This window comes from Sporosarcina sp. Y1009, assembly GCF_057669865.1.
Genome location: NZ_JBYHFO010000025.1, coordinates 32,225 through 44,226 on the forward strand (window position 1 = coordinate 32,225; position 12,002 = coordinate 44,226).

Sequence of the window (12,002 nt, forward strand, 5' to 3'; positions counted from 1 at the left end):
TTTCCTACCTTTCTTTACTTTACATAGCCCGCGACTCGATTTCGTCCAGCTTGTTTTGCACCAAGATAAAGCGATCGATCTGCATAAGATAACATCGTTTTTGCATCTTCGCTATCTTCCGGCGCTGTGGATACGCCAATACTAACAGTTATAGAAATCAGCACAGGTTCAGTTTGATATGTCAGACTTGGATACACTTGAAATGAATATTTTTCAATTTCCGATCGAATGCTTTCCGCTAAAAGCTTTGCCTCATCAGCGGACATGCCCGGAAGTATGAAAGCAAATTCTTCTCCACCATACCGGCCAACGATTCCATTTTGTGGCACAAATTGATTTAGAATACGCGCAACCATTTTTAAGACTTCGTTTCCGTTTTGATGTCCGTAGGTATCATTCACTTCTTTGAAACGATCAATATCGAGCATCAGGACTGATAATTGGTCGACCAGCCTATTATTTACTTGCGCCATCTCGTATTCTAATCTTTCCTCTATATATTGATAATTATATAGTTTCGTTAATGCGCAGCGTTCACTTTTAATCACCTTTTCTTCAACATGACGCGCTTTTTCCACGGAAACTGTGAAGTATGAACATAGAATATCTAATATTTCAAGATGATATTGTTTAAAAGCTGATTTTCTTTGTGTCGAAAGAAATAGCACTTTCACAACTTCTTGGTTTCGATGAATTGGTAAACAAAGGACACTTTGCATGTCATCAGGACCGTAGTGTTGCGATACTTTTTCCCAACCATCACGATTCGAATAGATAAGTGCCTTATTCCACATAAGCGCGAATCCCGCGATTTCTTGAGCAACTGAGCATTTATTCAACTTACTGTCAATAAACTCACCGTTTTCATAGGAACGCATTAATGACAACAAACCATCCTCATGGTTAAATAAGTACGCATATTCAACGTTAAACATTTCTGATACTTTTCCAACAAATTCATCGATAACCTTTTTTTCCGTCACATAATTCGAAAGTCGGTGACCAATTTCTCCTGCCCGTTGTAAATGGCTATTAATCTCTTCCGTATGATTATTAATTTGAAGTACATAGGCGATAAGGATAAAAGGAATTCCAAGTAAATATAAAGCTCCAAATCCAACATATTCAATTAAAAAGTAAATCGTAAGCGCAAATGGAATAACGCCAAAATCTATTGCATAATCAAATGCGACTTTATTTGATAAATAATTGGAGGCTTGATCCTTATAACTTCCATATAATTTAACGATTAAATCCTTAAAGAATGTATGAGATAATTGATAACAAATAACAAATAAGATGAATGGCCAAAAATCCAATACGCCAATTTCTCCACCAACTAAATGGAATATTGCAGCGCTGAAGATGGACGTGACAAAAAATAAAGTTGAATTTTTAAAGAATCGGGTTCGTTTAAGGTTCGAATTTTCAAATGAGAACACGATCGCAATAATTGAAATTTGCATCACGATGATTTCCGCTATGATTCCGTATTTAAGAAACACAGGTATTGTTACCCACCCGATGAGTAAAAGTGGTTGATCCCCACGTTTAATCGGATAATACAGTGTAACAAAACCAAATAATGTATAAACTAAGATATGTAACCAATTAATGCCTTCGATTCCGTATGTTACAAGTAAATATATAGCCCCAGGCGGAACTATGACTAACCACACAATCAAAGCCCATAAAGTAGTGCGATTATTGGTTTTCAACATAGTTCACCCCCTATTACTTATTATCATTTTTTTGTTGAATATACTGAAATCTTAACAAACAAAGATTAGTTTGTCACCTTAGCAATCAAATTTACGTTGAAATAAATATAATTGCCTATCGGTATAACAGACTAGCAAGCAGATAAAGTGAACCTGTGACTACTTGCTTATTAAGTTTATTTTCACCCAGTTCAATAGTTCTATTCAGTACAGATATTACTTTTTTATTGGGATGTGCACATTTTCCCATCAATTCATCTCCACTTGCAGCTTCTTTATGCGGGAATGTGATGAATGTGAAAGAATTTGCGACAGGCATTAGTTCATCAAGGGTTCCTTTTATGTCTTTACCTTTTAACATGCCAACCATAAAATCTACTTTCTCCCCAGGAAACTCGGATTTAATCGTTTCTGTAAGGGCCTTTGCGGCAGCAGGATTATGTGCGCCGTCCAAAAAGACACCTGGTGCCATTTCTTGAAAACGATGTGGAAGTGTCGTTTTCGCAACTGCGCTGTCGACTTTATCATGAGTAAGCTGAACTTTTGCAGTGAGTAATGCTTGAATCGAGACGGCAGCATTTCTACTTTGATGTTCACCTTTCATTTTTCGCACAGATAATCTAAAGTGTTGTTGTCCATGAAATTGATCTTCTGTGACTCTGAAATCTGCACCATAAATTTGAAGTGTGCTCTCTTTTTCATTTGCTGTTTTCGAAATCACTTCTAGTGCTTCCTTCGGTAATGGCCCAACGACAACAGGGATTCCCTTTTTAATAATCCCCGCTTTATGTTTTGCTACTTCATGTAAAGTCGTTCCAAGAAAATTTGTATGATCCAGCGCAATCGATGTGATGACTGAAACAATTGGCGTAATCACATTTGTGCTGTCGAATAATCCACCCATTCCCGTTTCAAGCAATACATAATCAGGTTGAAAACGATTAAAAGAACAAAATGCTGCTACCGTCAAGAGTTCAAAATCAGTTAATAGCCCACTAAGATTCGCATTTTTCATTTCTTTAAAAGTTTCATTTAATTCCTCTTCAGAAATTGATGTTCCGTTCAATCGAATTTGATCATGAATGTCGAAAATTGCAGGAGATGAAAAAACACCGGTTGAATACCCGTGTTCGCTTAATAAAGACTCCATAAAGGCAATTGTTGATCCTTTGCCGTTTGTTCCTGTTACATGAATGACTTGTAATGATTTTTCAGGATTCCCCAATAATTTTAATGCTTTTTCTATCGCGGCAAGTCCTGGTTTAATCTCATTATCACTTTCAATTCCCCATCGTTCTTTATATTGTTTCATTTTTGGAATCATCTTAAGTCCCCCGTATGGTAAAATATGATTAGCTAATTATATCATGACCGGGGGAAATTTTATGTATAGTTGTTGGGTAATTTATAACGGCAGTTTAACCAGTGATAAATTTAAAGACCAAGCTGTTTTACTAAAAGAAGCTGCTGAGCGTGCAGGTATTAGTACTATGTTAAAGAAAAATTATGAAGTGTTAATGGATTTGTCGGCTGAATTTGCAGCACAACCAGACTTCGTTGTTTTTCTGGACAAAGATATCCTACTAGCAAAGTTTTTGAAAGATAAAGGGATTCGTATATTTAACGATCCAATTGTTATCGAAACTTGCGATAATAAGGCAAATCAATATTTGGAGTTGTCGAAACATGGCATTCCAATGCCCCAAACGATCATTGCACCAAAAGTATATCCTGCATTTACAATTGCGGATTCTGGTTATTATGAAAAAGTACTTTCTACTCTCGGACTTCCCATGATTATTAAGGAAGGGCACGGATCCTTTGGGATGAAGGTTTATTTGATCGAGACGGAAGAAGACTTTTATTCAAAAGTAGAGTCTCTGCGGGGCATCGATTATGTCTTTCAAGAATTTGTCGAATCCAGTCGTGGACGGGACATTCGTGTCAATATTGTCGGCGGTGAAATTGTCGCAGCGATGTACCGTCACTCAGAAACGGATTTTCGCGCCAATATTACTAATGGTGGTGTCGCTGAAGTGATTAAGTTAACAGAAGCCCAGAAGAATTTAGCGTTACGAGCTGCGGATGCGGTTGGAGCTGAATTCGCTGGCGTCGATCTACTGTTCGGAGAAAACGACGAACCACTTGTCTGCGAAGTAAATGCCGCCGCCCACATCCGAAACATATACAACGTCACAGGCGTTAACGTCGCTGATTCAATGATTGCGTACATATTGAGGGAAATTCAATGATTGGTTATGTCTATTACGCGAAGGAAGAATCGGTTAGAAATCATGCGTTTATAAAGGATTTGAAAAACGAGGCTGCTCAAATCGGCATCGAATTGCGATTAATTGTGGATGATGAAACACCAGAAATGAATGCAGATTTTATTTTGTTTAGGGATCGAAATCCAGACAAAGCAAAAGCATTTGAAGAACAAGGTTTCCGCGTTTTCAATCGCGCGGAAGTGAATAGAATTGCGAATGACAAACTTCAGACATTCCAACTCGCCTCATTATTAGGTGTGCCCGCGGTTCCAACAAGCAAACTGCGAGCAATTGAGGAAATTGAATCCTATCCAGTTGTATTGAAAACAGTTGATGGTCACGGTGGAAACGAAGTGTTTCTTTGTAAATCTGCTGAAGAAGCTGAAGCGTTCATGGAAAATTTTAGCAACCTGATCGTTCAACCCTATATCGAATCGAACGCAACCGATGTTCGTGTATTTGTGATTGGTGAAGAAATCATTGGCGCTGTTAAACGAACAGGCCAAGGATCATTTAAATCCAACTACACATTGGGTGGATTTATTGAAAAATACATATTGTCCAGTTGGCAGGAAAAAGAAGTCGTCCGGATTGCAAGAGCGCTGAAAAGCGACTACATCGGAATCGATTTTTTACTACTTCCCGATGGTCACTGGCTTTTGAATGAAATTGAAGATCCTGTAGGTGCTAGATCATTGTATGTAACACATAATTTTTCAGTGGCGGAGAAATTGATAAGGTATATTAGCGGGTGATCCTATATCAACGAATCGCTTACTGGTCGCAGCAAAAAGAGTAACCGCTCGTCACTTTAACAAGAGAGGAAAAATAGGAGTTACTCTTTTCAAGCTGGCAACCGCATTTCTACGGTATGCACTAGGATTACTAATTTAAAGGTACCTGACACAAACATTCACGATAATTCAAACACTTGTAAATTAATACACGTCTTATAGACTTACTATCAGATTTAATGAATACTTATACAATTATAGCGTATTGCCAGAATAGTTTTTGACACAGGTACCCAATACTGTGTTCAAATACTATCAAATAACTTTCTTGAAATAGTTTCATTCATTTTAAATTCTTTTTATGTTGACCATAACCGCTGCGCTTTTATCTTACATACGTCGCTTCAATTTGTTCTCTTAAATCCCATGTATGAATTTGATAATAACTTTCAGAACCATTTCCTTGATTTCTAGGTCCAGGTAAAGTACACCCTTTAAATTTAGTGTATTCAGGATTAAAACTTCGATATCCTTTCGGATCTTTCTTAACTCCATTTTGGTATACATCACCTAATACAAATATCTCCCCATGACCGCCTTTCTTAGTAATAATAGGTGGCAAATAGGCATCTCCATAGACAAAAATATTTGTTTCATTTTTAGTGTGGAGTTCATTAATAACTGTAAAGTTTCCTTGTATTGCAAAACAACTGTGCGTTCCCGAATTCATAGTATCTTTAACATAAAAATCGCCTGCAACCGTTAACATTAGACCTTTACCATTACCAACATTAACATTATTCGCTTTCAAGTGATTCTTTACAGTTATGTTACCTTTTTGTGAGTCTATTACATTTACATTAACAAAATCATTAATTACTTTCTCTTCTTTTTTATCACATTTTTGATCCGGACATGGCCAAATGTTTATTTCTTTGCTACCAATTGGACGTGATGGTGGCAAACCACCTTCACCATTGCCACTTCCGATTCCCTTATCTTCTTCAACTATCACTGTGAAATTTGATTCAGGTAATGTTATCATAAGATTTGCATTGATTTCAGCCTCACCAGAAATTCCGGATTTTCCAACGCTATTGACGGTAAGTTGAATTATTTTACTGTCTTCATCATAAATACAACCTAAGTCTATTGCTACACCCGTTTTCTCACTAAGGTTAACTGTGTAGCTATTAGAACCCTCAAATGTCGGCTTGTTACTCGTTGTTTGTTTTTCAGCTAAGCTAGAACAAAATTCCTGATTCTCAGTATTCAGGCTTTTCTCTATATCTTCTCTTTTTGTAGACTTATCCTTAATTTTAATAAGTTCTTCGTTATGTACCACTAACATTTCCTCTACTTCTGCCTTGTAATGCAAAATCCCCATCTCCGCCTGATGTCGTGCCTGTACTTGTTCTTCTTTCTTATCAAACTGTTTCGTTGCGGATGCGTTCATGGAGAGTAGACTCACACCAAGAATCGTGAAGACGACTACGACCATTAAAACTATCAATAATGCATTGCCGTTTTCATTTCGCCTAAGCTTCACTTTCATTCCCCCATTATCGTAGCTTACTTAAAGTCGTGTCGATCGTATAAGAAAGATTATCTTTAGTGAGCTTTAATTTAATTGGCGTAGATTCATTTCGATCAATTATAATTTCATTTACAATTATAGTTTTTACTTCATCTTCGTTTATAATTTCTTCAATTACCTCATAATGATACCCTTCAGAAATAACAATATCATTCATTTCAAGTTTGTTAGGACTCGTTTCCAATTTTATGGTTGCATCATCAAGTAGTAAGTACTCATTCCTTATCGTCTCCAAAATATAATTCGCTTCTTGTTGAAGTGTTTGATTTGTGACAGTTCGATCAGAAGCTTTTTTTCCATTAATAAAAACTGAAGTGACTAAGGTGATGATTATGCCGACGATAGCAAGTACTGCAAGTAGTTCGACGAGTGTAATTCCACGTTCATTTCTCATGGCGAATCCTCATAATACATTTCTGTAACAAATGACGACTTTTTAGTTCCAGTCTCGAGTGTGGAGTTAACTGTAATTATAGCTTTATGTAAGTTCACACCTGATGGGCCATCTCCAATTTTAATAGATACCTCGTAACCATCATAGCCAATCTCCGAAAATTCTTCACCCACACTTTTTCCTCTATACTCGTTCGCCCTTACTTTGGCGACTACATCTTCCGCAACTTGAACGGCTGTCAGTTTCTCGTTATTGAATTTTGTATGCTTGGCTGACTGAAGAAAGAGATTTGTGAAGGTAACGAGTACAATGGATAGAATCACAACTGCTGCGAGAATTTCGACAAGCGTCAAGCCTTTATCATTCTTAGTATATCTTTTCAAAGCCGTTCACCCCAATCACAATCTATTATCAAAAACTACTACTCTATACCTATTTATATTATTTATTCTTAAGTTTCGCAGTATAATATACATCTATATTACCATATAACATAACTCGGATGTCAATACAGACATAACTGTGTTTATTTATGCCGAATATTGACTCAATAAATTCCGAAAATTTAAACCCCCGTCAAAGTAAATTGCGGGGGTCTGCTTCTTACTATTTTTAAATTTCTTCCAATTCCTTCATACGCTTCTCAACAGTCGCATATTTCTCAAGGTAATCTTTTTCTTTCGCACGTTCCTCAGCAACAACTGCTTCAGGTGCATTTGAAACAAATCGTTCATTCGCAAGTTTACCTTGAACGAGCTTCACTTCACTTTGCCATTTCTTTAGCTCTTTCGCTAAACGCGCTAATTCTTCGTCAATATTCAACAAGCCTTCAAGTGGTAAGAACAATTCTGCGCCTGTAATAACGGCTGACATTGTTTTGCCTGGTGCTTCGATTCCTTTACCAATTGTTAATGGTTTTGGATTACAGAAACGTTCAATGTATTTTCGATTCGTTTCGAAAATCTCGGCTGTTTGATCATCTCTTGTTGAGATATAGAGCGGAACTTCTTTACTCATTGGTGTGTTTACTTCTGCACGGATATTTCGAACAGATTTAATGATGTCCATGAGCAATTTCATTTCAGATGCACGCTCTTTATTGGACAGGGATTCATCTACTGTTGGCCATGCTGCGATTGTAATTGATTCGCCTTCGTGTGGAAGGTTCTGCCAGATCTCTTCTGTAATGAATGGCATGAATGGGTGTAGAAGACGCATTGTATTATCAAGAACATACGCAAGTACTGAACGCGTCGTCTTTTTCGCTGCCTCGTCTTCCCCGTACAATGGCAACTTCGCCATTTCGATGTACCAATCACAGAAATCATCCCAGATGAATGTGTAGAGTGCACGGCCGACTTCACCGAACTCATATTTATCGGCAAGATTTGTTACTTGTTCGATGGTTTCATTCAAACGCGTTAAGATCCAAGTGTCTGCAACAGATTTTTCGCCGGATAGATCGATTTCGTCATATGTCATTCCGTCCATATTCATAAGCGCGAAACGAGATGCGTTCCAAATTTTATTGGCGAAGTTCCAGTTGGATTCAACTTTTTCAATCGAGAATTTGATATCCTGCCCTGGTGATGCGCCTGTTGAAAGTGTATATCTAAGTGCATCGGCACCGTATTTTTCGATAACTTCCATTGGATCGACACCGTTATCTAGTGATTTAGACATTTTTCGACCTTCAGCATCACGTACTAAACCATGAATTAGCACATCTTTAAATGGACGTTCTTCTGTAAACTCAAGACCTTGGAAAATCATGCGTGACACCCAGAAGAAAATAATATCATAACCTGTAATAAGTGCATCTGTCGGGTAATATCGTTTAAATTCCTCATTATCTACGTCCGGCCAACCTAATGTTGAAAAAGGCCATAATGCTGATGAGAACCAAGTATCTAAAACGTCTTCATCTTGTTTCCAGTTTTCACTGTCGGATGGCGCAACACTTCCAACATGTACTTCACCAGTTTCTTTATGATACCAAGCTGGAATTCGGTGGCCCCACCAGAGTTGTCGAGAAATACACCAATCATGGACATTTTCCATCCATCTTAAGTACGTATTTTCAAATCGACTTGGGACGAAGTTTACTTTTCCGTCGCCTTTTTGAAGGTCAATTGAAGCGTCAGCAAGTGGTTGCATTTTAACAAACCATTGTGTTGATAGATAAGGTTCAACTACTGCGCCACTTCGTTCAGAATGACCGACCGAGTGAAGATGTTCTTCAATTTCAAAAAGAACGCCCATTTCTTGGAGATCTTTGACGATTTGTTTACGACAGTCAAAACGGTCCATTCCGTTGTATTTACCAGCGAGATCATTCATCGTTCCGTCTTCATTCATCACAAGAACGCGTTCTAAATTATGACGGTTCCCAATTTCAAAGTCATTTGGATCGTGTGCAGGTGTGATTTTAACTGCACCGCTTCCGAATTCCATGTCCACATAATCATCGGCGATAATTTCAATTTCACGACCAACGATTGGAAGTGTAACTTTCTTACCGATTAAATGTTTGTAGCGCTCATCTTCAGGATGAACCGCAACCGCCGTATCACCGAGCATTGTTTCAGGACGCGTTGTCGCAATTTCAATGCTGCCCGTGCCATCTGTTAATGGGTAACGCATATGATAGAATGCACCCTGCACATCCTGATGGATCACTTCAATGTCGGATAAAGCCGTTTTCGTTTTTGGGTCCCAGTTAATAATATATTCACCGCGGTAAATTAAGCCTTTATTGTATAGTTTAATAAAGACTTCTTGGACCGCTTCAGATAGGCCTTTATCTAACGTAAAACGCTCACGTGTGTAATCCAGACCCAGTCCGAGTTTAGCCCATTGCTCACGGATATGAGAAGCGTATTCTTCTTTCCAATTCCATGTTTCTTCAATGAACTTTTCGCGTCCCAAGTCATAACGGGATTTCCCTTCAGTACGGAGGCGCGCTTCAACACGAGCTTGTGTCGCGATCCCTGCATGGTCCATTCCTGGAAGCCATAACGCATCGTATCCTTGCATCCGTTTCATGCGCGTTAAAATATCTTGCAGGGTTGTATCCCAAGCATGGCCTAAATGGAGTACGCCTGTTACGTTCGGCGGCGGAATCACGATTGTATACGGTTCTTTTCCACTTTTAGGTTGAGCTTCAAAGTATTTTCCTTCAAGCCACCATTTGTATCGGCCATTTTCAATTGTCTGTGGTTCGTATTTTGTTGGCATTGATAAATCGTCAGTTGACATGGATAATTCCTCCTTTGATAAAAGAAAACTATTTTTTGGAACAAAAAAACTCCATTCGTCTAAAAAAAGGACGAAGGAGTTGTTCGCGGTACCACCTTTATTTGTGCACAGCAAAAAAATGTACACCTCAAAATTGTATAACGGCTTCAAACCGGTTTTCACTAATGAGGAATGCTCCTGTTCATGAAAACTGCTCCCGGGGGACGTTCAGTGAATTCTTTACGGGGCCTCTCACCATTGGCACCCTCTCTTTAGAAAATAATGTCACGTACTCTTCCCGTTCAACGCATCTCTATGCAGTTGAGTTGATTATATAGGAAATCTATTGTGTACGTCAAGTAAATCAAGAAAGGATTGTGAGATGAGAAAAGGCTATAATCCATATCTATTGCCACCCTGGCTGCGAAAAACAAGATTTTATTGCAAAACGATCATCATTCCCATTACTGTTTTTCAATTAATACGCATGTTGATTGTTCCTACCACCGGTGATTTTTTACTTTTAGTTATTCTCGTTGGATTAGCTTTCGCTTTGTACCGGGACATTATTTGAAGTGAAGAGAGTTGTTGAAATACCATCATCTAGCTCTGTCATGAACGCCAATATTTCATCAGATTCCTCGTAAGCAATTGAGACATTTTCGTATTTGACTGCGTGTTCGGTAGCAGGTTCATTCTCAGCTACTTCGGCAACCTCTTCTGTTTTGGGTGCTTCATTTCCCTGTACTTTTGCAGCATTTCCCGTTTTTATTGCTTCTTCTACTGTGCTTTCAACTTGTTCCGGTTTCGTACTATCTTCTTGCACAACTACCATTTCCCTATACGAACATTGCACTTCCCATATCACTGAAATTTCACCTTGTCCTTCTGTTTCACATAGCGCATTCGCCGCTGTAATGTTTAAAGGATCATTCGCCTCAGGTGGCAGATCAATATTAAACGGAACCGCATATTCAAAATAACCTACATCCCCGTTAAGTTCTACATCATCAATTAAAATAGCAGATTCTTTCCGCTCTGATGCAGGAACCTCTAAGTCAAATTGAACATCTACTGCTAGATGGTAAATACCAGTCATTCGGACCGAATCATTAGATCGATCAATTTTAAATCTAGGCGTCACCTTAACCGATTCTGTCCCCATCGGCGTTCCCGTTGTTCTCGGAAATACAAAGTCCTCTTTCATTTGCCATTGTACAGTTTTCATATTTTTCTCCTCCTATTCCCTCACAAACAATTGTATGCGTGGTGATTAGTTGTTAGAAGAAGTTTTGAAGAGGAAGTTCTCTTTATTAAACTGGTAAGTGGGTGCGTTTCCTTTTTTGAAGGAAACGTTTCTTTGTTTTGCGGTAGTGTTTCCTAGTTTGTGCAATACGTTGCCAGGTTTGATGATAACGTTACCTAGTTTGAGTGATACGTTTCCAGGTTTGATGATAACGTTACCTAGTTTGAGCGATACGTTGCCAGGTTTGATGATAACGTTACCTAGTTCGAGCGACACGTTTCCAGGTTTGATGGGAACGTTTCCTAGTTCGAGCGACACGTTGCCAGGTTTGATGGGAACGTTTCCTAGTTTGAGTGATACGTTTCCAGGTTTGATGGGAACGTTTCCTAGTTCGGCCGGTGGGAAGGAACTGCCTTTAATATAATCTTTCTAAAGCCACCGACATATCTTGTAACATTACCGCTACTTTAAAAGGAGAAGTTATCGTGCTTACTTTATTGGAAGATATACAAGAACTATCTGCAATCGTATTGGTGTATTGTGGTTATGCATATCTAAGACTACTCAAGAAAACAAAGCGGGAAAGAAAACTTACGAAGTCGGAGATAATAATGTACATCATAACCGCAACAGCAACTTTCCTCTTTATAGGTACTTATCTACTTTTCTTTTTAGATAGGAACTACGGGTAACTGAATAACACTAATTTTTTAGTAAGCAATTATGGTTTCACTCATAATATAATGAAATCTACAGTTGATTGGAGTGCAGGGCGGCGACCATACGCGTCAACTTAAGGTTCT

The 12,002-nt window shown here is 38.4% G+C and carries 11 protein-coding genes and 1 other annotated feature; of the genes, 4 read left to right on the plus strand and 7 right to left on the minus strand.

Annotated features, from left to right (window positions below):
• Positions 1-14: 14 nt before the first annotated feature.
• Together AC25Y1_RS18585 and AC25Y1_RS18590 are read right to left on the minus strand one after the other, a co-directional pair.
• Positions 15-1,721 carry a sensor domain-containing diguanylate cyclase gene (locus tag AC25Y1_RS18585; RefSeq protein ID WP_488149501.1) on the minus strand — a complete coding sequence of 569 codons (1,707 nt, stop codon included), beginning with the start codon at positions 1,719-1,721 and terminating at the stop codon, positions 15-17.
• A 115-nt stretch (positions 1,722-1,836) separates the two neighbouring features.
• Complete coding sequence (locus tag AC25Y1_RS18590; protein ID WP_488149502.1) at positions 1,837-3,045, minus strand: bifunctional folylpolyglutamate synthase/dihydrofolate synthase; 1,209 nt, start codon at positions 3,043-3,045, stop codon at positions 1,837-1,839.
• Positions 3,046-3,106: 61 nt separating this feature from the next.
• Between AC25Y1_RS18590 and AC25Y1_RS18595 the strand changes: the two genes are divergently transcribed.
• Together AC25Y1_RS18595 and AC25Y1_RS18600 are read left to right on the plus strand one after the other, a co-directional pair.
• Positions 3,107-3,973 (plus strand): ATP-grasp domain-containing protein, encoded by an 867-nt coding sequence (locus AC25Y1_RS18595; protein ID WP_488149503.1) that lies wholly within the window; start codon positions 3,107-3,109, stop codon positions 3,971-3,973.
• Positions 3,970-4,746 (plus strand): ATP-grasp domain-containing protein, encoded by a 777-nt coding sequence (locus tag AC25Y1_RS18600; RefSeq protein WP_488149504.1) that lies wholly within the window; start codon positions 3,970-3,972, stop codon positions 4,744-4,746. The genes AC25Y1_RS18595 and AC25Y1_RS18600 overlap by 4 nt, the downstream gene beginning before the upstream one ends.
• A gap of 364 nt (positions 4,747-5,110) precedes the next feature.
• Here the strand turns inward: AC25Y1_RS18600 and AC25Y1_RS18605 are convergent, their stop codons facing one another.
• The 4 genes from AC25Y1_RS18605 to AC25Y1_RS18620 all read right to left on the minus strand — a co-directional run bounded on the left by AC25Y1_RS18605 (position 5,111) and on the right by AC25Y1_RS18620 (position 9,974).
• Positions 5,111-6,274 (minus strand): hypothetical protein, encoded by a 1,164-nt coding sequence (locus tag AC25Y1_RS18605; protein ID WP_488149505.1) that lies wholly within the window; start codon positions 6,272-6,274, stop codon positions 5,111-5,113.
• A 13-nt stretch (positions 6,275-6,287) separates the two neighbouring features.
• The gene (locus tag AC25Y1_RS18610) at positions 6,288-6,716 is read right to left on the minus strand and encodes a PilW family protein (protein WP_488149506.1); all 429 of its coding nucleotides are present in this window, start codon (positions 6,714-6,716) and stop codon (positions 6,288-6,290) included.
• Positions 6,713-7,099 carry a type IV pilus modification PilV family protein gene (locus AC25Y1_RS18615; RefSeq protein WP_488149507.1) on the minus strand — a complete coding sequence of 129 codons (387 nt, stop codon included), beginning with the start codon at positions 7,097-7,099 and terminating at the stop codon, positions 6,713-6,715. The genes AC25Y1_RS18610 and AC25Y1_RS18615 overlap by 4 nt, the downstream gene beginning before the upstream one ends.
• A 229-nt stretch (positions 7,100-7,328) precedes the next feature.
• On the minus strand, positions 7,329-9,974 hold the full coding sequence (locus tag AC25Y1_RS18620; RefSeq protein ID WP_488149508.1) for a valine--tRNA ligase: 2,646 nt from the start codon (positions 9,972-9,974) through the stop codon (positions 7,329-7,331).
• A 63-nt stretch (positions 9,975-10,037) separates the two neighbouring features.
• Positions 10,038-10,268: a binding site (T-box leader), on the minus strand.
• A 67-nt stretch (positions 10,269-10,335) separates the two neighbouring features.
• On the opposite strand from AC25Y1_RS18620, the gene AC25Y1_RS18625 reads away from it, so the two are divergent.
• On the plus strand, positions 10,336-10,527 hold the full coding sequence (locus AC25Y1_RS18625) for a hypothetical protein (protein WP_488149509.1): 192 nt from the start codon (positions 10,336-10,338) through the stop codon (positions 10,525-10,527).
• Here the strand turns inward: AC25Y1_RS18625 and AC25Y1_RS18630 are convergent.
• Complete coding sequence (locus AC25Y1_RS18630) at positions 10,495-11,181, minus strand: hypothetical protein (RefSeq protein WP_488149510.1); 687 nt, start codon at positions 11,179-11,181, stop codon at positions 10,495-10,497. The two genes, AC25Y1_RS18625 and AC25Y1_RS18630, sit on opposite strands and share 33 nt — an antisense overlap.
• Positions 11,182-11,380: 199 nt before the next feature.
• Between AC25Y1_RS18630 and AC25Y1_RS18635 the strand changes: the two genes are divergently transcribed.
• Complete coding sequence (locus AC25Y1_RS18635) at positions 11,381-11,623, plus strand: hypothetical protein (protein WP_488149511.1); 243 nt, start codon at positions 11,381-11,383, stop codon at positions 11,621-11,623.
• Positions 11,624-12,002: the final 379 nt, after the last annotated feature.